This window comes from Brachybacterium sp. AOP29-B2-41, from assembly GCF_052378395.1.
Lineage (GTDB): Bacteria > Actinomycetota > Actinomycetes > Actinomycetales > Dermabacteraceae > Brachybacterium.
In genome coordinates, this window is the sequence record NZ_JBQSXR010000012.1 from 132947 (window position 1) to 154287 (window position 21341).

The following is a 21341-nucleotide window of genomic DNA, read 5'->3' on the forward strand; positions in this document are numbered from 1 at the left end:
CCGTCGGATAATCGAGTTAATAGTCTGTACAGGAGCGAACGCACTCGTAACGCTGCAGTACCTCATAGGGCGACATCGGGGCTAAGGCGCTCATGGAAGCTCCCCAGTTGCGCTCACCGGGTGACACCGCCGGCAGACATGCTTCAGAGCCAGTCACAACCGCCCTGCGCGGGCCGAGACCACTAGAGCGCAGCACCACGCATCGCGGGGAGCAGGCCGCTCACCGCAGCGCGCAGGGCGCTGAACTAAATCCACCGCTCCCCCTTGGCGATCGCGCGTTTCGCGCTCGCACCCGGCTGAACCGGCGTCCAGCTCCACAACTCTGGCTTGGTTCTAGTGGGTTGCGGGAGGAGTCCGCTGCCAAGAGCCTCTCTCACCGCGCTGCGGGAGTCAGACGTGGCCCCATTCCTACGAGGCTGGCCCCTGAGGAATCCACAGCTCGCCCAGCATATGCAGAGGGAACGGCCCCGGCGGTGGACTGCGCGGCGCCAGCGGCACAGGGGCGAGGAGCATAGGGCAGAGACGACGAGTAGAGGGCCTCGCATCGTCGACACGATGCGAGGCCCTCTGCAGCTCTGTCCCTTCGCAGGGAGGTGGAGCTCTTGATCAGTGCGCGTGCTGTCCCACCGAGAACTCCATGACCCACAGCAGGATCCCGTAGATGGAGAAGATGACGCCGAAGGCGAAGATCCACCAGCCGGCGGCAACGCCCAGGAAGCAGAGCGCAGCGCCGAGGGAAGCCCATAGGGGTGCCCAGCTGTACGGGGAGAAGCTTCCCTGCACGCCAGAATCGTCGGAGACCTCACCGTCCAGCTCATCGGACGCGCCGAGGTCGCTGTTCTTGGCCGCCAGTGAGGTCGCCATGGCGATCATGACCGAGAGCCCCGTCAGACCGAGCAGCGCGGGGAATCCGACGGGCTCGATGCCGAGAGGTTCGTACAGCCCGGTGAGGATGCCGTACGCGATCGCGACGATCAGGAAGAAGACCGCCAGGATCCAGAAGATCTTTGCCGTTGCTCTCATGTCAGTTCGTCCTCGGGTTCGCGGCGGGCTCCTCAGCGAGCATGTGGTCCTGCAGCGCGACCTCCGGGTGATGGAGATCGAACGCGGGACGCTCGGAGCGGATCCGGGGCAGGGAATGGAAGTTATGACGCGGCGGCGGGCAGGACGTCGCCCACTCGAGCGAAGCGCCGTAGCCCCACGGGTCGTCGACCTCGACCTTCTTGCCCTTGACGTGGGTCAGCACCACGTTGAGCAGGAAGGGCAGGGTGGAGACTCCCATGATGAAGGCGCCGACCGTGGAGATCTGGTTCATCCAGTCGAAGCCGTCCTCGTGGAGGTAGTTCACGTAGCGACGAGGGGCGCCGTCGACACCCAGCCAGTGCTGGATGAGGAACGTCATGTGGAATCCGATGGTCAGCAGCCAGAAGTGCAGCTTGCCGATCCCTTCGCTGAGCTTGTAACCGAACATCTTCGGCCACCAGAAGTAGAAGCCCGCGAACATCTCGAAGACCACGGTGCCGGCCATCACGTAGTGGAAGTGCGCGACCACGAAGTAGGTGTCGGAGATGTGGAAGTCCAGCACCGGCGAGGACAGGATCACGCCGGTCAGACCACCGAAGATGAAGGTGGTCAGGAAGCCGAGGGTGAACAGCATCGGTGTCTCGAAGGTCAAGGACCCTCGCCACATCGTGCCGACCCAGTTGAAGAACTTCACGCCCGTCGGCACGGCGATCAGCATTGTCATGAACGCGAAGAAGTCGAGCATCACGGCACCGGTGGTGTACATGTGGTGCGCCCACACGGTCACAGAGAGGGCGGCGATGGAGATCGTCGCACCCACCAGGGTCTTGTAGCCGAAGATCGGCTTGCGCGAGAAGACGGGGATGATCTCCGAGGCGATGCCGAAGAAGGGCAGCGCGAGGACGTACACCTCGGGGTGGCCGAAGAACCAGAACAGGTGCTGCCAGAGCACCGGTCCGCCATTGGCCGGGTCGAAGATGTTCGCGTCGAAACGGCGATCAGCGCCAAGCGCCAGCAGTGCGGAGGCCAGCGGCGGGAACGCCATCAGCACCAGCACCGCAGTGATGAGCGTGTTCCAGGTGAAGATCGGCATGCGGAACATGGTCATGCCCGGCATGCGCATGCACAGGATCGTGGTGATGAAGTTTACCGAGCCCAGAATCGTGCCGAATCCCTGCAAGGCAAGGCCGAAGACCCAGAGATCACCCCCCAAGCCCGGAGAGAACGTGGTGTCCGACAGCGGCGCGTAGGCGAACCAGCCGAAGGAGGCGGCGCCCTGCGGGGTGAGGAAGCCGGAGACGACGATCAACGAGCCGAAGCCGGTGATCCAGAAGGCGAACATGTTCAGCCGCGGGAACGCCATGTCGACGGCGCCGATCTGCAGCGGCACCAGGTAGTTGGCGAAGCCGTTGAACAGCGGGGTGCCGAACATCAGCAGCATGATCGTGCCGTGCATGGTGAACAGCTGGTTGTACTGGTCCTTGGACACCACGACCTGCAGGCCGGGCTCCCAGAGCTCGGTGCGGATGCCCAGCGCGAGCAGCCCGGCGAAGCCGAAGAACGCGAAGGCCATGCCCATGTACATCATGCCGATCAGCTTGTGATCGGTCGTCGTCAGGAGCTTGAAGAACTGCGTGCCGAGATTCGTCGGCCGCTCCTCCTGGAACCGGCCGGCCACCGACGTGCTCGGTGCGGCGGTGGTCTCGGTGCTCACTCGTTCTCTCCCTCGGTCCCGGTGGAGGCGGTCTCCTCGGTGTAGCGAGGACCGGCGTCATCATGCTTCTCGCGCATGCTCCACTCCTCCTGGTTGCGGTTCAGGTCGACACCCAGCTGACCCTCGTTGCCCTGCTGGCGCAGCTCCTCCATGTGTGCATCGAATTCCTCCTGGGAGACGACGACCACGTTGAACAGCATGTCCGAGTGGTACTCGCCGCAGAGCTCGGCGCACTTGCCGGCGTAGACGCCCTCAGTGGTCGGGGTGACCTGGAAGCTGTTGGTGTGCCCCGGCATCATGTCCTTCTTGTACAGGAAGTCCACGACCCAGAACGAATGGACGACGTCGCGCGAGTCGAGTCGGAACTCGACAGACTGACCGACGGGCAGGTACAGCGTGGGCAGCGCATCGGCGGCCGCATCATTCCCTTCGGCGTCCACCTCGCCGGTGGCGAAGGACTGGATGCCCGCTGGCTCGTGGACGTTCTGGTCCACGTAGTTGATGTCCCAGCTCCACTGCTTGGCCACCACGTTGACGGTGTAGTCCGGCTCCGCGACATGCATCTCGATCTCGCGGGCATCGCGCTGCGTGAAGTAGAAGAACGTCAGCACCATCACCACAGGCACGAGCGTGAACATCAGCTCGAGCGGCACGTGATAGCGCAGCTGCACCGGGAAGCCGGTGTCATTCTTGCGACGGCGGTAGGCGACTGCGCACCAGATCGTCAGGCCCCAGATCATGAGGCCGACGAGGACCAGCACAGTCCAGGAACCGACCCAGAGGTTCGTGATGCGCTCGGTCTGGCTGGTGACCTCCTGACCATCTGCCCGACCGGGCAAGAACCCGCGCTGCTGCGCCTGGGTGCAGCCCGCGAGGACCAGAGTGGCCAGGGCGAGGCCTGCTGCTGCTGCACGGCGTCCACGCCGCGCGCGCTGAGGGACCTGGGGGATCACAGAGGATGACCTTCCGCTCGTCGTCTCCACCCGCGACTCCGGGGCGAGCACGCTGGCTCTCCCCGGCCCCGTGGTGCGGAGCTGGTACTTATGTGGGCGGGACATACCCACAGTGCCGCGCCCTCTCCACGAGGAGAAGGCCGTGACAGGCCCCTGGGGCCCGCCACTTGACGGCACCCCGTCATCATACGGCTTTCCGGAGGTGGTGAGGCCACCTCGACTCGCCGCAGAGCGCCCTGCCCTGGGCTCCGTGACCGGTCCGTGATCTGCAGGTTGCTGCGGTCACATGAAAACAGGCCCGGTCCGGTGACCTGATCGTCACCGGGCCGGGCCCGTCTCGTCCGCAACGGACCCCGCCTCTGGGCAGGACCGCTCCGCAGGGGACTCAGCTGAAGGAGTCGCCGCATGCGCAGGAGCTGCCTGCGTTGGGGTTGTCGATCGTGAAGCCCTGCTTCTCGATGGTGTCGGCGAAGTCGATCACCGCACCGGAGAGATAGGGGCTGCTCATCTTGTCGATGATGACCTCGACGCCGTCGAACTCGACGACCTGGTCGTTGTCCATCAGGCGCTCATCGAAGTAGAGCTGGTAGATCAGTCCGGAGCAGCCGCCGGGCTGGACTGCGATCCGCAGGCGGAGGTCGTCTCGACCTTCCTGCTCCAGCAGCGTGGTCACCTTCTGCGCAGCGCCGGAGGTGAGGGTGACGTCGTGCGCCGCAGTCGGGCGCTCAGTGGTGGGCGTGGTCATGCGTTCCTCCTCGAAGCTCGTGTCCAGCCAGGATACGCCTCGGCGCTGCCGAACGGGGGGTGGAGGTCCCGGCGATCCGCCACACCCTCGGCCCCGGTGCCCGGGACGGGCGTGCATCGAGCTCGCCGCTGATTCACAGCACCCCGCGGAAGAGCGCGAGCAGGATCACTCCCGCGTATCCCAGCACCACGCCCGCGACCGCGCCGGTGGCCCCGTCCCGGCTGCGCCCGGTCAGCACCATCGACGCCGCTGCGACGAGCACGGCGATGACCGCGATGAGCCCCCACCACACGAAGAAGTAGCCGGCGATGAAGCCGATGATGATCCCGAGGAAGAGGAGCGGGATCATCAGGGGCGAGACGGTGGGGCTCCCACCGCCGGAGGGCTGGCCAGAGGTGTTCACTTGGTCCGCCCGTCGAGGGAGCCGGCGCTGCGCAGCAGCAGCGCTTCGGCGAGGCACACTCGTGCGAACTCGCCGAGGTGGAGGGATTCATCGACTCCGTGAGCTCTGGACTCGGGGTCCTCGACTCCGGTGACCAGCACCTCTGCTTCAGGGAACACCTCGAGAAGGTCGGCGATGAAGGGGATGGATCCCCCCAGCCCGGTATCCACGGCCGGCGTGTCCCAGGCACGGGCGAAGGCGTCGCGGGCGAGGTCCATGGCCGCGGACTCCTGGCGCGCGCTGTACGGCTTGCCCCGTTCGCCGCGGTGCACTGTGACCTGTGCGGTGGCGGGCGTGTGCCTCTCCAGATGCGTGACCAGTGCCTCCATCGCCGCATCTGGGTCCTCGCCCGGCGGGATGCGCAGCGAGACCTTGGCCCGAGAGACCGGCACCAGAGTGTTCGAGGCATCTCGCACGCTCGGCGCGTCGATCCCGATCACGGACAGCGCGGGCCTGGTCCACAGGCGCGAGGTGAGCGAGCCGGTGCCCGAGAGCTCGAGCCCGTCGACCACACCCGCGTCCCGGCGATAGTCGGCCTCGTCCATCTCGACCGTCGGGTCCGCTGCACGGATCAGCCCTTCGACGGCGACCTCGCCGTTCGCATCGTGCAGGGTGGCAAGCAGCCGGGAGAGCTGGGTGAGGGCGTCCAGCACCGGACCACCGAAGAGGCCCGAGTGGACGGCATGGTCCAGCGCACGCACCTCGACCACGAGATCGACCACTCCCCGCAGGCTGGTGGTCAGGGCAGGAGTGCCCACGGCCCAATTCGCGGAATCCGCGACGATGATGAGATCGGCGGCGAGACGATCCCGGTAGGTCTCGATGAAGGGACGGAAGGTCGGTGAGCCCGCCTCCTCCTCGCCTTCGATGAAGACCGTCACCCCGACGCCCTCGGCGGCGAGCTCCTCGCCGACCAGGCGGAGCGCGGTGACGTGAGCCATCACACCAGCCTTGTCGTCGGCGGCGCCGCGGCCGTACAGCCGACCATCGCGCTCGGCCGGCTCGAAGGGCGGGCTGGTCCAATCCGAGAGGTCGCCAGTGGGCTGGACATCGTGGTGGGCATAGAGCAGAACGGTGGGCCGGCCAGCGGCGGCAGGCGTGCGGCCGATCACCGCGGGGCTTCCACCATCGACCGACTCGATGCTCACTTCGGCCAGGCCGGCGCCGCGCAGCAGCTCGGCGACTGCCTGGGCGCTTCGCTGCACCGGGTCGCGGTCATAGCCGTCGAAGGCGATCGAGGGGATGCGGACGAGGTCCTTCAGATCATCGATCGCGGCCGGGAGCAGCGGTTCGAGACGTGCGCGCAGCGCTGCGATCTCGTCGGGGTCTCCGGGGGCGGCAGAGTGCCGGAGGGAATGGTCAGGAGTGCTCATGGACGTCACCGTACCGCCGGGGCTCCCCCGTGCCGAAGTGACGGCGCGATGTGACTGCTCACGCCGGGACGGATCCCAGGAGACGTCGCCTAGACTGCCCTGGTGATCTTCCGCAAGTCTGAGACTCCCCCGAACCCTGAGCCCGCACCGCTGAACGCGCGTCCCGGCTCCAAAGGGCGACCCACCCGCAGCCGCAAGGAGGCCGAGGCCGCTCGTCGCAGGCCGCTGGTGGTCGACGACCGCAAGGAGGCCCGCCGTCGTGATCGGGAGAAGGCCAGCCAGGAGCGCATGGAGGCGCAGCAGGCGCTGATGACCGGCGATGAGAAGAAGATGCCGCTCCAGCATCGGGGGCCGCAGCGCAGTTTCGTGCGCGATGTGGTCGACACGCGACGCAACATCGCCGAGCTCTTCTTCCCGATCGCCCTGATCTTCATGCTCGTGGCTCTCGTGCTGCCACTGATCCGCCCCGATCTCACGACGCTGCTGAGCACCGGCATGATCGTGGTGCTCTGGGGTGGTATCGCCCTGTGCGTGGTCGACTCGCTGTTCCTGCGGAAGCGGCTGCGACGCGATCTCACCGAGCGCTTCGGCGAGGTGCAGCAGGGCCTGGTGGGCTACGGGATCATGCGCGCGATCCAGATCCGCCGGTTCCGTCTCCCCCGCCCGCAGATCAAGCATGGTGAGCAGCCGCGCTGAGCCGGACTCCACGCGGCATCTGAGCCGCCCCCGGACCGCGCCGCAGAGGCACCGCACCGCGGGACAGCCTCTCGACCGCACGGGAGAACGACTGCACGACGGAACGGCCACCCGGCAGAACGGCCGACGCGATCTCTCGCGTCGGCCGTTCTGTCGTGCGTCTGCCTGCTCAGGCGTCGGTGGCCTCGGGGGCCGCCTGGGTCTTCGCCTTCTCCTCGCGCACGGCGGGCTTGGCGTCGACGCCGGCCTCCTTGCGCTGCTGCGGAGTGATCGCCGCGGGAGCCGCGGTCAGCGGGTCGTAGCCGTTGCCGGTCTTGGGGAAAGCGATGACCTCGCGGATCGAGTCCTCCTTCGCCAGCAGGGCGACGATGCGGTCCCAGCCGAAGGCGATGCCGCCGTGCGGCGGGGCGCCGAACTGGAAGGCGTCCAGCAGGAAGCCGAACTTCTCCTGCGCGTCCTCCTCACCGATGCCCATGACCTTGAACACGCGCTGCTGCACGGACTGGTCGTGGATGCGGATCGACCCGCCACCGATCTCGTTGCCGTTGCACACGATGTCGTAGGCGTAGGCCAGTGCAGACCCCGGGTCGGTGTCGAAGGAGTCCATGAACTCCGGCTTCGGGGAGGTGAAGGCGTGGTGGACCGCGGTCCACGAGCCCTCTCCCACCGCGACATCGCCGGCGGCGCGCGCATCGGCCGCGGGCTCGAACATCGGGGCGTCGACCACCCAGACGAACGCGAAGGCGTCGTGATCGATCAGGCCCAGACGCTCGGCGATCTCGGCGCGAGCGGCGCCGAGCAGTGCGCGCGAGGACTTGGCCTCGCCAGCCGCGAAGAAGATGCAGTCACCGGGGGTGGCCCCGGTGGCGTCGAGCAGCCCGGCCTTCTCCGCCTCGGAGATGTTCTTGGAGACCGGCCCGGTGAGGGAGCCGTCCTCTTGGACCAGGACGTACGCGAGACCCTTGGCGCCGCGCTGCTTGGCCCATTCCTGCCAGGCGTCGAGCTGGCGGCGAGGCTGGGACGCCCCGCCAGCCATGACGACCGCGCCGACGTACGGGGACTGGAACACCCGGAACGGCGTGTCCTGGAAGTACTCGGTCATCTCGACCAGCTCGAGGTCGAAGCGCAGATCCGGCTTGTCCGAGCCGTAGCGCCGCATCGACTCGGCGTAGGTGATCCGCGGGAACGGCGTCGTGACCTGATGGCCGCCCTTGGCCCAGACTGCGGTGAGGATCTCCTCGGCCAAGGCGATCACGTCCTCCTGATCCACGAAGCTCATCTCGACGTCCAGCTGCGTGAACTCGGGCTGGCGGTCGGCGCGGAAGTCCTCATCGCGGTAGCAGCGCGCGAGCTGGAAGTACTTCTCGACACCGCCGACCATGAGCAGCTGCTTGAACAGCTGCGGAGACTGCGGCAACGCGTACCAGGAGCCCGGGGCGAGCCGCGCAGGCACCAGGAAGTCGCGAGCGCCCTCCGGGGTGGAACGGGTCAGAGTCGGGGTCTCGACCTCGAGAAAGCCCTGGTCCAGAAGGGTGTCGCGAGCGGCACGATTGACGTCCGAGCGCAGGCGCAGCGCCTTGGCCGGTCCCTGGCGCCGAAGGTCGAGATAGCGGTAGCGCAGCCGCGCCTCCTCGCCCACCTCACTGTGCTCGTCGAGCTGGAAGGGCAGCGGGGCAGAGGCGCTGAGCACCTCGACGCTCTCCGCAGTGACTTCGATCTCGCCGGTGGGCAGCAGCGGGTTCTCATTGCCCTCGGGCCGCTTGCCCACCGTGCCCACGACCTTCAGGACGTATTCATTGCGCAGGTGCATCGCTTCGTCCTCACGCACCACCACCTGGGTGACGCCGCCGGCGTCGCGCAGATCGAGGAACGTCACACCGCCGTGGTCACGGCGACGGCCGATCCAGCCGGTGAGGGTGACGGTCTGTCCGATGTGCTCCTGGCGGAGCTCACCGGCGGTATGGGTGCGCAGCACGAGGTGTCCTTCTGAAGGGGTCAACAGGTCACGGCACCGTCATGCTCGGAAGCACGCGGCGGCCATCACGCAGATCGCGTGGACTGCTCAGCCTACCGCGCAGCGTGAGGGATCTCGCCACCGCAGCACTGTCGCACCGGCCATCACGCCCGTAGACTCGACGATGGTCCGACCTGCGAGATCGCAAGTCTGTTTTCGCCCAAGTTCGCCTGAGCCGCATCATGCCACCGCATGATCCTCGTAGCGCGAGATGTAGGGCGCCCACGCCCAATGAATGGGCAATCACGCCCTGCGACACGTTAGGGCTTGTTCACCCCCTGACTGTCGAAGGACACCATGACTGAAACCTCCCCTGCTGCTGCGCCCGAGAACGTCGACGCCACCGTCGAAGAGGCCGCAGCCGCCGCGCCTGCTGCCGAGGCCACCGCGCCGGCCACCGAGGCCGCCGCCCCCGAAACCGAAGCCCCCGTTGCTGAGGCCCCCGTTTCTGAGGCCCCCGTTGCTGAAGGCGAGACCTCCGCTGCTGAGGCCCCCGCCGCCGCCGAGGCTGAGGTCCCCGCCGGCCCCACCTTCGATGACATCGCCCTGCCGGCACCGCTGCGCCGCGCCGTCGACGAGCTCGGCTTCACCACCCCGTCGGCCATCCAGTCCCAGGCGATCCCGCCACTGCTGGAGGGTCGCGATGTGATCGGCGTCGCCCAGACCGGAACCGGCAAGACCGCCGCCTTCGGCCTGCCGCTGCTGGCCGCGATCGACCCGAACCTCCGTCAGGTGCAGGCCCTCGTGCTCGCCCCGACCCGCGAGCTGGCGATGCAGGTGGCCGACGCCATCGCGTCCTTCGCCACCTCGATCGGAGGCCTCGACGTGGTCGCGCTCTACGGCGGCTCCCCCTACGGCCCGCAGGAGCGTGCACTCGCCCGCGGTGCGCAGGTCGTCGTCGGCACCCCCGGCCGCGTGATGGACCACATGCGTCGCACCAACCTGCGCCTGGACACCATCCGCTTCGCGGTGCTCGATGAGGCCGACGAGATGCTGCGGATGGGCTTCGCGGAAGACGTCGAGGAGATCCTCTCCCACTCCCCCGCCAGCCGCCAGGTCGCGCTGTTCTCGGCGACCATGCCCTCCGCCATCCAGCGCGTGGCCCAGACCCATATGAAGGACCCGGTGCGCGTGAGCGTGTCCCCGCAGTCCTCGACGGTCAAGAGCGTCACCCAGTCCTACGCCGTGGTGCCCTTCCGGCACCGCACCGGCGCTCTGGCCCGGGTGCTCGCGACCTCCGAGGCGGAGGCGGCGATCGTCTTCGTGCGCACCCGCGCCGCCGCGGAAGAGGTGGGCTCGGCCCTGGTGGCCCGCGGACTGATCGCGGCCTCGATCAGCGGTGATGTGCCCCAGAAGGAGCGCGAGAAGATCGTCGAGCGGCTGCGCGACGGTTCACTGCAGGTGCTGGTCGCGACCGATGTCGCCGCCCGCGGCCTGGATGTCGAGCGCATCGGTCTGGTCGTCAACTTCGACGTGCCCAAGGAAGCCGAGTCCTATGTGCACCGCATCGGGCGCACCGGCCGCGCCGGCCGCACCGGCGAGGCGCTGACCTTCATCGGCCCCCACGAGCGGCGCCAGCTGAAGAACATCGAGCGGGCCACCAAGCAGACCCTCGCGGAAGCTGTGATCCCGTCGCCGCGCGACGTCTCCAAGCACCGCCTGGCCTCTCTGCTGAAGCAGGTCCCCGAGCGCATCGAGCGCGGTCGGCTGGAGCTGTACCGCGAGCTGATCGGCGAGTTCCTCACCGAACAGGGCATGGACCCGCTCGAGCTGGCCGCGGTGCTCGGCGCGATGACCGTCGGCGATGAAGGCCCCGGCTCCGCATCCGAGGAAGAGGAGTTCACTCCCTCGAAGCTCTCGGGCGATGACCGCTCCGGCGATCGCGGCTCCCGCGAGTCCCGCGAGCCGCTGCAGACTGAGCGCGGCTACACCTCGTACAAGGTCGGGGTGGGACACACCCACGGCGCACGGCCGCCGGGCATCGTGGGTGCGATCACCGGTGAGGGTGGTCTGACCGGGAAGGACATCGGCAAGATCCAGATCTTCCCGAACTTCGCCCTGGTCCAGATCCGCGGCTCTCTCTCCTCGGAGCAGATGGAGCGGATCTCCCGCGCCAAGGTCGGCGGGCGTGAGCTGCGCATCGGGCCGGATCATGGCCCCCGCGGCAGCAGCGGACCGCGCCGGGACGGCGATCGCCCGTTCCGCCGGGATGATCGTCCGCGCCGTGATGGCCGTGAGGACCGCGGTGGTCGCTTCGACTCCAAGCGCCGCCCGTTCCGTCGCTCTGAGGGCTGAGCGCCCCTCTCAGCGGACCCGCTGAAAGAGAACGACCCCGCCACCGAGATCGGTGGCGGGGTCGTTCTTCGTGGTCATACAACGCGGTCACGCAGCACAGTCACATTGCGTGGTCACACAGCGTGGAACTGTGTGGTCACACTGCGCGGAGTGGGATTCTCAGTCCTGCTTCTCCTGCGCCTCGGTGTACGCCTTGCGCACCTCATCCATGTCCAGGTTCTTCACCTGGCCGATGAGATCCTCGAGGGCGGACTGCGGCAGGGCGCCGGCCTGGGAGAACACCGGGATGCCCTCGCGGTAGGCGACCAGGGTCGGGATCGACGTCACGCCGTAGCGCATCGCCAGCTCCTGCTGGTCCTCGGTGTCGACCTTGGCGAAGGTGACGTCCTCGTGGGTGTCGGAGGACTCCTCGAAGATCGGGGCGAAGCGCTGGCACGGCACGCACCAGCCTGCCCAGAAGTCGATCAGGACGATGCCGTCCTCGACGGTCTTGTCGTGGTTCTCGGTGGTCAGAGTGAGCGTAGCCATGTCCCCTGGAACGCCGCGGCACCGAGGATCATTCCCTCTGCGCCGCGGCGTGACTCAGATCACCGGGCGGCTCAGGTGCTGGGCATCCCCGTGCCCGCCAGGATGCGCACGTTCCGGTCCTCCGTCGGCGGCTCCCAGGCAGCCGCATCGGCGACCGACTGCTCCCCGCTGCGGATGTCCTTGACCTCATCTGCGGCCCCGTCGGTGCCCGGGAACCAGATGAACGGGATACCGCGGCGATCGGCGTAGCGGATCTGCTTGCCGAACTTCGCCGCTGCGGGCGCCACCTCGCAGGCGATCCCGCGGCTGCGCAGAGAACGGGCGGCGGCGTCGCTGAGCGCTCGGTGCTCCTCGTCGGCGACGGAGACCAAGACGCATGTGGGCACCGCGCGGGAGGGCGTGGCGAGGTCCGCGGAGAGGAGCCGGGAGACCAGCCGGGACAGCCCGATCGAGAGCCCTACTCCGGGATAGGTGTGGCGGTTGTCCGCGGCCAGCGAGTCGTAGCGACCGCCGGAGCAGATCGAGCCGAGCGACTCATGCCCGGCCAAGAACGTCTCGAAGACGGTGCCCGTGTAGTAGTCCAGCCCGCGGGCGATGGAGAGGTCCGCCATGATCACGCCGGGCACCGCCGCCTCGACCCGCTCGAGGACCGCGGTGAGCTCGGCGATGCCCTGCTCGAGCATCTCGCCACTGCCACCGAGATCGCGCACCTGCTGAGCGAAGGAGCCGTCGCGGGTGCGGATCGCGGCGAAGTCGAGGCAGGCCTGCGCCTGCTCCGGAGTTGCACCGGTCTCGGCGAGCAGCAGATTCCGCACCGCCTCCGCACCGATCTTCGGAAGCTTGTCGAGGCTCCGCAGCACCGCGGACTGGTCCTCGAACCCGATCGAGCGGAAGAAGCCCTCGGAGAGCCGACGGGTGTTGGCATGGATCGTGAACGTGGGCAGCGGGAGCCGGTCGAGGATCTCGGCCATCACCGTGGCGACCTCGGCCTCGATGTGCCCGGGGAGGGTGTCCTGCCCGATGACATCGAGATCCGCCTGGTAGAACTCGCGGAAACGGCCGTCCTGGGGGCGTTCGCCGCGCCACACCTTCTGGATCTGGAAGCGGCGCAGCGGGAAGGCGAGGTCGTTCTGGTGCTCGAGCACGTACCGGGCCAGCGGCACGGTGAGATCGAAGTGCAGCCCCAGGGTGCGCGAGCGATCCTCGCGACCCGGATCTGCGCCCTCCTCTTCAGCGTGGAGGCGCCGCAGGACGTACACCTCCTTGTCGATCTCCCCCTTGCGCAGCAGCTGGTCCAGCGGTTCGACGGCCCGCGTCTCGATGCCGGAGAAGCCGTGCAGCTCGGCCACTTCGCGGAACACGTCGATCACGTGCTGCTCGACGAGGCGCTCCGCGGGGAGCCACTCCGGGAATCCTGACAGGGCGGCGATCTTCGCCATGCGGTGCACATCCTTCTGGGGTTGGGCCGAGTGCCGGGTCCCATTATCCCCTTGTCCCCTCCCGTTGTCGGCGATCGATGTATCGGAGGGCAGGACCGGTCCATCCAGATCCACCGGCCACGGTAGAGTTCCGTGACGTGGTTCTCCCCTCATCGGGGCAGTCCATGTGCCAGCCCGGCCGCCGACCATGGCGGCAGTGTCCCGCCCCGCAGCGGATCCCTTCGAAGGAGCTCAATCGTGAGCGAGTCCGAGACTCCCGTCCCCGCGTCGAACCCCGCCGCTCAGCCCGCCGAACCGGCCGCTGATCAGCCCTCGATCTCCCCGACCGCCCCCGATCCCGCGGCGGAGACCACCGACGCCGGCGCATCTGTCAGCCCTGCAGAGCCTGCGGCTCCCGCAGCAGAGACCAGCACCGAGAGCGATCCGGCCGCAGCTGCCCCTGAGGCGCCCGCTGCGGAGGACGTGGTGGACGACACCGCCGACGCCGCCGGTCCCGAGACGGGGCAGATTCCCGAGGCCGACGGTCCCACCGACGCCGAGGCTGGCGCCGACTCCGATTCCGACGCTGGCGCTGGCGCCGACTCCGACACGGAACAGGCGGCGGAGCCCGTCGGGGATCCGGCCCCCGCGTCCGCTGCTCCGACTCCGGCGCCGAAGCCGCCGGTGCCCGGGGCGCGCGGGCCACGGCCGAAGCCCATGGTCCCCTCCCCCGCGGCGATCGCGGCGAAGAAGCCCAGCGCCGCGCTGCTGCCGGTCGCGCCGCCGGTCACCGAGTACGCCCCTGAGCAGATCGCCGCGGCCGCAGCCTTCGGCACGGTCGGCGAAGACGGGACCATCACGGTCCAGGACGGGACCCAGGTGCGCACCATCGGGACCGCCACGGGAACCGATCCTGAGGCGGCTCTCGAGCCCTACGCCCGGGGCTACCTCGATCTGGTGGCGTTCCTCGACCTCACGCAGTCCACGCTGAACGCTCCCGAGCACACCCAGAACGAACTGAATCGCCTCCTGGAGAATCTGCGGAAGAACCTCAAGGAGCCGCAGGTCGTCGGGGACATCCCGGCGCTGCGAGCCCGCGCCGGCGAGCTGCGGGAGCAGGCTAAGGAGAAGATCAGGGCGCTCGAAGCCCAGCGTACGGAGGGCCGCGAGGCCGCCGCCCGTCAGCGCAGCGAATTCGTCGAGTCCATCGAAGCGCTGGTCGCCACTGATCCCGAGCAGCTCTCCTGGAAGAACGCCGGCGACACGATGCGCCAGATGGTGCCCACCTGGAAGCAGATGCAGTCCGAGGGAGTCCCCCTGGACCGCCCCACGGAGGAGGCGCTGTGGAAGCGGCTCTCCGCGGCGCGCGCCACCTTCGACCGGATGCGCAAGCAGTTCTTCTCGCAGCTCGATGAGAAGCACTCCGAGGCCGCCAAGGTCAAGGAGGGCCTCATCGCGCGGGCCGAGGCGATGCAGGAGTCCACGGACTGGGGCACGACCGTCCGTGCATACAAGGATCTGATGGCCGAGTGGCGCGCGGCGCCGCGCGGCGGGCGGAAGAAGGACGACGCCCAGTGGAAGCGCTTCAAGGCCGCCCAGGACACCTTCTTCTCGGCGCGCAACGCAGATCTCCATGAGACCGAAGAAGAGCAGCGCAAGAACCTCGAGGTGAAGGAGTCCCTGCTGACCGAGGCTGAGGTCATCGACCCCACCAAGGACCTCGAGGGTGCCAAGAAGGCGCTGCGCTCGGTCCAGGATCGGTGGGAGGAAGCAGGCAAGGTGCCCCGCGGGGACATGCGGCGCATCGATGACCGCCTGCACGCCGTGGAGCGCGCGGTGAAGAACGCCGAGCAGGACGAATGGCGTCGCACCGATCCTCGGACCAAAGCACGTGTGGAGGGCGCCTCCTCGCAGCTGCACTCCGCGATCGCGTCGTACCAGGATGCGCTCGACAAGGCCGTCGCCGGCGGTGACCCGTCGAAGATCGCTGAGGCGGAGTCAGCTCTCGAGGCTCGCAAGGAATGGCTCGCAGTGATCGAGCGCTCCGCACGCGACCTCGGCTGACGCCGCCGACTGTCAACCACCTCGGCGCCTCAGCTCGCCGGCTCCGCGAGGAACGACCGTTCCTCCACCGCCCCGTCTGTCCACAGGACAGACGGGGCGATTGCCTTCGGTCCCCCTCCTTGCCAGAGTCGGTCCATGGAACTGCTCCTCTCCTCCCGCCGCACCGTCCCGCAGAACGCCACCGGTCCACCGGAGACGCCCCCGCCCCCGGGACTCGGTCCCGTCCGTGAGGTGCCGGGGCTGACCTCGATCGGCCTGTGCGCAGCCTGGTCAAGGCATGCGGCCGAGCTCGCAGTCCCCCTCGGTGCGGCCCTCCAGCGATGGGACGAGACCCCGTCCACCCACGCCCTTGTGGCCGACGGCTATCTCACCCGGATACTGCCGGGCATCTTCCTCCCACCCGATCTGCTGCGCAGCGCGGTGCAACGAGCGCTCGCCCTCGGCTGCGCTCTGGGCGCCCAGCTGCAGGCGCATCACGTCATCGCGGGTCCTTCAGCGGCCTGGGTGGTGCTGGGCGGGCCTTCACCGGCCTATGCGGAGCTGCTCTCCCCCGCCCATCGCGGCGATCAGGCTGGGGTGGTGCTGCGACACGCCCGGTTGCAGCCGGACGAGGTCGAGACGATCGGAGGGGCCCCGGTCACGATCCCGGTGCGCACTGCAATGGATCTGCTGAGGTTCGCTCCCCCATGGATCGCAGAGCCGACATTGCAGCGACTGGTCGCAAAGGGCCATGCTCAGGTTCCCCAGATTCGCCAGCGCCTGCACCGCATGCATCGCCACCCCGGCGTGCAGGCGGCCAGGGAGCGGCTCGAGCAGATGCTGGGAGATCAGCGGGTGAGCAGCGGGGCGCTCGAACCCACCGGTCTGCCGTCGGCCGTGACCCGATACACGTCGTAGACGCCTTCGATGCGCCGCACCTGCGCGAGGACCGACTGCAGATGGGAGGGGTCGGCGAGCTCGAAGGAGAAGAACGTGGTGGCAAGGCGATCGGTGTTCGAGTGGGCGGAGGCTGACTGCAGATTCACCTGCTGCTCTGAGATCACCAGTGCGAGATCCGTGAGCAGGCGGGGACGATCCAGCGCCTCGACCTTGATGTGCACGAGATAGGCCGTGCTGTGCCTCCCCGACCACGCCACCTGCACGATCCGATCCGGTTGCTGCTCCTGCAGCTGGATCGCATTCGCGCAGCTCTCGTGATGGACCGAGATCCCGGAGCCCCGGGTGATGAACCCCACGATCGGGTCCCCCGGAACCGGAGCGCAGCACTTCGCGAGCTTGACCCACAGATCCGAGTGCCCGTCGACGATGACGCCCTGATCCGTCTCGGAGGTATGCCGCTCCGCGCGACCACCACGAGGCCGAACCCGCGAGGGCAGCGTGATCTCCGCGAGATCCTCTGCGGCGCCCTCGGAACCGCCGAATGAGGCCCGCAGCTTCTCGACCACGTGCTGCGGACCGGTATGGCCCTCGCCGATCGAGGTGTACAGCGCATCCACCGACGCGAGGTTGAGGTCATCCGCGACGGTCGCGAGGGTCTCGTGGGTCAGGAGACGCCGCATCGGCAGATCCTGCCGGCGCAGCGCCTTGGCCAGCTCCTCCTTGCCCTTCTCGAGCGCCTCCTCTCGGCGCTCCTTCGAGAACCAGTGACGGATCTTGCTGCGGGCACGGGGCGACTGCACGAAGCCGAGCCAGTCGCGGCTCGGGCCTGCGTCGTCCGACTTCGAGGTGAACACCTCGACCACGTCGCCCGTGGACAACGACGACTCGAGGGACACCAGGCGGCCGTTGACCCGCGCCCCGATCGTCCGATGCCCCACCTCCGTGTGCACGGAGTAGGCGAAGTCGACGGGCGTCGCCCCCTGTGGGAGGGCCAGCACGTCCCCCTTGGGGGTGAAGACGTACACCTCCTGGGTGTTGATCTCGAAACGGAGCGAGTCCAGGAACTCCCCGGAGTCGGTGGTCTCCTTCTGCCAGTCCATGAGCTGGCGCAGCCAGGCCGCGTCGTTGGCGATGGGCGTTGCGTCCGCCCCGCCCTGCTGGGCGGCCATCGCCTTGTACTTCCAGTGCGCGGCCACCCCGTACTCGGCACGGCGGTGCATCTCCCGGGTGCGGATCTGGATCTCCACCGGTTTGCCGGTGGGGCCGATCACCGTGGTGTGCAGCGACTGGTACAGGTTGAACTTCGGCAGTGCGATGTAGTCCTTGAACCGGCCCTGCACAGGGGACCAGCGAGCGTGCAGCGTGCCCAGCACCCCGTAGCAATCCCTCACCGAATCAACCAGGACGCGCACCCCGACCAGGTCGTAGATGTCCGAGAAGTCGCGACCGCGGACGATCATCTTCTGGTAGATCGAGTAGTAGTGCTTGGGTCGCCCCGTGACCTCGGCCTTGATCTTCGCCTTGCGCAGGTCCTCGTTGATCTGCGAGGAGACGGTCGAGAGGTACTGCTCGCGGGCGGGCGCGTGCTGGGTGACCAGGGAGACGATCTCCTCGTACACCTTGGGGTAGAGCACCTGGAAGGAGCGGTCCTCGAGCTCCCACTTCATGGTGTTCAGGCCCAGGCGGTGCGCGAGCGGAGCATAGATCTCCAGGGTCTCCTTCGCCTTGCGCTCGGCAGAGGCGGCGGGGACATACTTCCAGGTCCGGGCGTTGTGGAGGCGGTCGGCGAGCTTGATCAGCAGCACCCGCACGTCGCGGCTCATCGCCACGATCATCTTCCGCACCGTCTCGGCCTGCGCGGCCTCCCCGTAGGTGACCTTGTCGAGCTTGGTGACCCCATCGACCATCACGGCGATGACCTCACCGAATTCGGCGCGCAGCCGCTCCAGCGAATAGTCGGTGTCCTCGACGGTGTCATGGAGCAACGCCGCCGCGACCACCTCGGCAGGAGACCCGAGCTCCCCCAGGATCGTCGCGACCGAGACCGGATGCGTGATGTAGGGGTCGCCGCTCTTGCGGGTCTGTCCCCTGTGCGCACGCTCGGCGACGGTGTAAGCCCGCCGGATGACGTCCAGGTTCTCCTTCGGGCTCACCGCGGTCATCGTCTCGAGCAGCGGCGCCAGCAGCGGATCCACGCCGGTGCCGGCGCGGGGCGCGAAGAACGACAGCCGGGAGCGGGTGCGCCGAGGGACCGGCGAAGAGGGTCGAGGCGAGGGGGCGGGCTGCGCCACCGGCTGGTTGCCCTGGTCGCCCGACCCGGCAGCGTCTGCCTTGGCCGGCTGGGATGCGGGCTGCTGCGACATGCACACCTCCTGGCTGAGATTCATCAGTCTACGCGCGGGTCACCGATGCGCGGACGGTGTCCGCCCACCGCTGCACCGCCGCGAAGCCCGCCGTGGATTCCGCTGTGGAGCGGGAGGCCTGGCAGGTTCAGTTCTTGAGGGTCCACACGGTGGACAGCGGCACGCCCGGCAGCTGGTCACGGCCGCCCAGGCCGTCGAGCTCGATGAGGAACGAGGCTCCGAGGATCTCGACGTCGAACCGTCGGGCAAGCTCGATGGTCGCCGCCGCGGTGCCACCGGTGGCCAGCAGATCGTCGACGACGAGGGTGCGGGCTCCGACGGGCAGCGAGCTCTCGGGCAGCTGGATCTCGGCGCTCCCGTACTCGAGGTCGTAGGTCAGCCCGACCGGATCGCCCGGGAGCTTCCCCGCCTTGCGCGCCGGGATGAAGCCGGCTCCGATCTCATAGGCCAGCGGCGCACCCAGCACGAACCCGCGAGCCTCGGTCCCGATGACGTACTCGACGCCCTCGGGGATCAGGGTCGTCCAGTAGCGGATCACGGCACGCAGCGCGTCCGCATCTCGCAGCAGCGGGGTGATGTCGCGGAACAGCACTCCGGGCGTCGGGAAGTCCGGGTACTCGGCGATGTGGGTGTGCAGCAGCGTCTCGATCTGCGCTGCGCTGGGCACGGAACCGCTCACCTGCGGCCTCCCTTCGGGGTGCTGCGCTGGCTTCGGTTCGAGCGGCGCGGCTGATGACGCTCACGAGCGATCGCCGGCTGACCGTCGGTCTCGGGCTCTTCGCGCTCCTCGGCGGACTCGTCGTCCGTGCCGGGACCCTCGATCGTGCCGGGATCCTCGACATCCGCTCCGACCGTCTCCGTGACGGACGTGGTGGGGTGTCGCACCGCGGGCGCCGCCACGCTCTCGCCCCGGCGCTCGCGCAGCACCTGATCGGTGTGCGCAGCGATCTCGGGCTCACGGCTGCGCAGCTCCACCAGGAATCCCGGTGCCAGGAAGATGGAGGAGTAGGTGCCCACGATGATGCCGATGAACAGTGCCAGCGAGATGTCCTTGAGCGTGCCGGCGCCGAGCAGGAACGCGCCGATCGCGAGGATCGAGCCGATCGGCAGCAGAGCCACCACGGAGGTGTTGATCGAGCGCACCAGGGTCTGGTTCGCAGCCAGCTGCACCTGGTCGGCGAAGGTGGTCCGCCGCTGGCGGGTGAGGCCGTCGGTGTTCTCACGGACCTTGTCGAAGACGACGATCGTGTCGTAGAGGGAATAGCCCATCACGGTGAGGAAGCCGATCACGGTGCCCGGGGTGATCTCGAAGCCCACCACCAGGTACACGCCCGCTGTGACCAGCATGTCGTGGACCAGCGCAGCCATCGCTGCCAGAGAGGCCTTGAGGTTGCGGAAGTACACAGCCATCATTCCCGCGACCAGCACCAGGAACACGATGACCCCCCGGAGCATCTTCTGGGTGACGTCCCCGCTCCACACCGGACCGATGTAGGAGGTGGAGATCGCCTCCGGCGAGACCTCGTAGGCGGCGGCGAGATCCTGCGCGAGGGCGGCAGTCTCCGTCGAATCGAGCTGCTCGGTCTGCACCCGCACGGTGTCCTGCCCGAGCACGGTGATCTTCGGCTCGCGGTCCGGCAGGTGATCGCGCACCACATCGCGGGCGGAGCTCTGCTCGGTGTCCGAGACTCCTGCGATCTGGAACTCGGAGCCGCCGGTGAACTCGATGCCGAGGTTCGGTCCGCGCAGGCCTGCCAGCGCAGCGAGCAGCACGATGCTGATCGCGCTGATCAGGTACCAGGTCTTCCGGCGGCTCACCAGCGGGATGATCCGACGCCCTGCGTGCAGGTCGTTGCCGAAACGGGCGAAGGTCGCGCTCATCGGCTCTGCTCCTCGGTGTCGTCCTCGCCGGTCACGGACCGGTCCTCGGGGTCGGGGCTCGTCTGCCCGGGGTCGTCAGGGTCACTCTCCCCGCCTCCCGCGAGAGCAGCCTGCTCCGCGGCCTCCTTCTCCAGGCGGGCACGGCGCACAGCGATCGGCTCCCGCACCTCCTCCGCAGCGCTGCCACGGCCTGCTCGCTCCCCGGTCAGCCGTACCCGGCCACGTCCGGCATAGGCAGGTACATCACGGTCCAGACGCGCCGGATCCAGCCCGCTCCAGGGATGGCCCTTGCCGAAGAACCGGGTGCGCACCAGCGCCTGCAGCACGGGATGGGTGAACAGGAAGACGACCAGCAGGTCGAGCACGGTGGTCAGCCCCAGGACGAACGCGAAGCCCCGCACCCCGCCGGTGGACAGCACGTAGAGCACCACGGCAGCGATCAGGTTCACGGTGTCGGAGGCGAGGATCGTACGCTTGGCGCGATCCCAGCCGTGGTCCACCGCTGCGACGATCCCGCGGCCCTCGCGGATCTCGTCACGAACTCGTTCGAAGTAGACGATGAAGGAGTCCGCGGTGAAGGCGATCGCGACGATCAGCCCCACCACACCAGCCAGTGAAAGGCGGTAGCCGATATCCGGGATGTTGGACAGGACGGTGAGCGTGGCGTACGTCAGCAGGCCCATGATCAGCAGGCTCGAGGTGGTGACGATCGACAGGAGGCGGTACTGGGTGAAGGCGTACAGGACCACCAGCGCCAGGCCGATGAGACCGGCGATCAGTCCCATCTGCAGCTGATCGGCGCCGAGGGTGGCGGAGATCTGCTGCTCGGACGCGACCTCGAACTCGAGCGGGAGCGCACCGAATCGCAGCTGGTCGGAGAGCTGGCTGGCCTCTTCCTGCGAGAAGTTGCCGGAGATGGACGCCTCCCCACCGGGAGACGGCTCCTGGACCTC

17 protein-coding genes are annotated in these 21341 nt (G+C 68.3%); 4 read left to right on the plus strand and 13 right to left on the minus strand.

The window, feature by feature from the left end; genetic code table 11:
* Nucleotides 1-606: 606 nt before the first annotated feature.
* The 6 genes from ctaF to ACT3T9_RS12820 form a co-directional block, all read right to left on the minus strand.
* The gene (ctaF, locus tag ACT3T9_RS12795) at nt 607-1023 is read right to left on the minus strand and encodes an aa3-type cytochrome oxidase subunit IV (RefSeq protein WP_444502503.1); all 417 of its coding nucleotides are present in this window, start codon (nt 1021-1023) and stop codon (nt 607-609) included.
* A gap of 1 nt (nt 1024) precedes the next feature.
* Nucleotides 1025-2737, minus strand: a complete 1713-nt coding sequence (gene ctaD, locus ACT3T9_RS12800) for an aa3-type cytochrome oxidase subunit I (protein WP_444606733.1) — start codon at nt 2735-2737, stop codon at nt 1025-1027.
* A complete protein-coding gene (gene ctaC, locus ACT3T9_RS12805) occupies nt 2734-3690 on the minus strand; it encodes an aa3-type cytochrome oxidase subunit II (RefSeq protein WP_444606734.1) in 957 nt (318 codons plus the stop codon). Before ctaC ends, ctaD begins: the two co-directional genes overlap by 4 nt.
* A gap of 385 nt (nt 3691-4075) precedes the next feature.
* Nucleotides 4076-4435 (minus strand): iron-sulfur cluster insertion protein ErpA, encoded by a 360-nt coding sequence (gene erpA, locus ACT3T9_RS12810; protein ID WP_441445669.1) that lies wholly within the window; start codon nt 4433-4435, stop codon nt 4076-4078.
* Between the two features lie 133 nt (nt 4436-4568).
* Nucleotides 4569-4838, minus strand: a complete 270-nt coding sequence (locus ACT3T9_RS12815; protein WP_444592404.1) for a hypothetical protein — start codon at nt 4836-4838, stop codon at nt 4569-4571.
* Nucleotides 4835-6250, minus strand: coding sequence for a dipeptidase (locus ACT3T9_RS12820; protein WP_444606735.1), 1416 nt, complete (start codon nt 6248-6250; stop codon nt 4835-4837). The genes ACT3T9_RS12815 and ACT3T9_RS12820 overlap by 4 nt, the downstream gene beginning before the upstream one ends.
* Nucleotides 6251-6352: 102 nt before the next feature.
* On the opposite strand from ACT3T9_RS12820, the gene ACT3T9_RS12825 reads away from it, so the two are divergent.
* Nucleotides 6353-6946, plus strand: a complete 594-nt coding sequence (locus ACT3T9_RS12825; RefSeq protein WP_444502505.1) for a DUF3043 domain-containing protein — start codon at nt 6353-6355, stop codon at nt 6944-6946.
* 169 nt (nt 6947-7115) lie between these two features.
* Here the strand turns inward: ACT3T9_RS12825 and aspS are convergent, their stop codons facing one another.
* Entirely contained in the window at nt 7116-8921 is a 1806-nt protein-coding gene (gene aspS, locus ACT3T9_RS12830; RefSeq protein ID WP_444606736.1) for an aspartate--tRNA ligase, read from the minus strand.
* A gap of 336 nt (nt 8922-9257) precedes the next feature.
* Here aspS and ACT3T9_RS12835 point away from each other — a divergent pair, with 336 nt between their 5' ends.
* On the plus strand, nt 9258-11255 hold the full coding sequence (locus tag ACT3T9_RS12835) for a DEAD/DEAH box helicase (protein WP_444606737.1): 1998 nt from the start codon (nt 9258-9260) through the stop codon (nt 11253-11255).
* 159 nt (nt 11256-11414) lie between these two features.
* Here the strand turns inward: ACT3T9_RS12835 and trxA are convergent, their stop codons facing one another.
* Nucleotides 11415-11783: a thioredoxin gene (gene trxA / locus ACT3T9_RS12840; RefSeq protein ID WP_441445663.1), complete on the minus strand. Its 369-nt coding sequence runs from the start codon at nt 11781-11783 to the stop codon at nt 11415-11417.
* A 71-nt stretch (nt 11784-11854) separates the two neighbouring features.
* A complete protein-coding gene (gene hisS / locus ACT3T9_RS12845; protein WP_441445662.1) occupies nt 11855-13222 on the minus strand; it encodes a histidine--tRNA ligase in 1368 nt (455 codons plus the stop codon).
* Between the two features lie 237 nt (nt 13223-13459).
* On the opposite strand from hisS, the gene ACT3T9_RS12850 reads away from it, so the two are divergent.
* Together ACT3T9_RS12850 and ACT3T9_RS12855 are read left to right on the plus strand one after the other, a co-directional pair.
* Nucleotides 13460-15265, plus strand: a complete 1806-nt coding sequence (locus tag ACT3T9_RS12850; protein WP_441445661.1) for a DUF349 domain-containing protein — start codon at nt 13460-13462, stop codon at nt 15263-15265.
* 135 nt (nt 15266-15400) lie between these two features.
* A complete protein-coding gene (locus tag ACT3T9_RS12855) occupies nt 15401-16162 on the plus strand; it encodes a hypothetical protein (RefSeq protein WP_444606738.1) in 762 nt (253 codons plus the stop codon).
* On the opposite strand, the gene ACT3T9_RS12860 is transcribed toward ACT3T9_RS12855, so the two are convergent.
* The 4 genes from ACT3T9_RS12860 to ACT3T9_RS12875 form a co-directional block, all read right to left on the minus strand.
* The gene (locus ACT3T9_RS12860) at nt 16093-18507 is read right to left on the minus strand and encodes a RelA/SpoT family protein (RefSeq protein ID WP_441445659.1); all 2415 of its coding nucleotides are present in this window, start codon (nt 18505-18507) and stop codon (nt 16093-16095) included. The two genes, ACT3T9_RS12855 and ACT3T9_RS12860, sit on opposite strands and share 70 nt — an antisense overlap.
* Nucleotides 18508-18634: 127 nt before the next feature.
* Nucleotides 18635-19186, minus strand: a complete 552-nt coding sequence (locus ACT3T9_RS12865; RefSeq protein ID WP_441445658.1) for an adenine phosphoribosyltransferase — start codon at nt 19184-19186, stop codon at nt 18635-18637.
* On the minus strand, nt 19183-20388 hold the full coding sequence (secF, locus tag ACT3T9_RS12870; protein ID WP_441445657.1) for a protein translocase subunit SecF: 1206 nt from the start codon (nt 20386-20388) through the stop codon (nt 19183-19185). Before secF ends, ACT3T9_RS12865 begins: the two co-directional genes overlap by 4 nt.
* Nucleotides 20385-21341 (minus strand): preprotein translocase subunit SecD (locus ACT3T9_RS12875; RefSeq protein ID WP_444606739.1); only part of this gene is annotated, 957 nt, incomplete at its 5' end. The genes secF and ACT3T9_RS12875, both read right to left, overlap by 4 nt.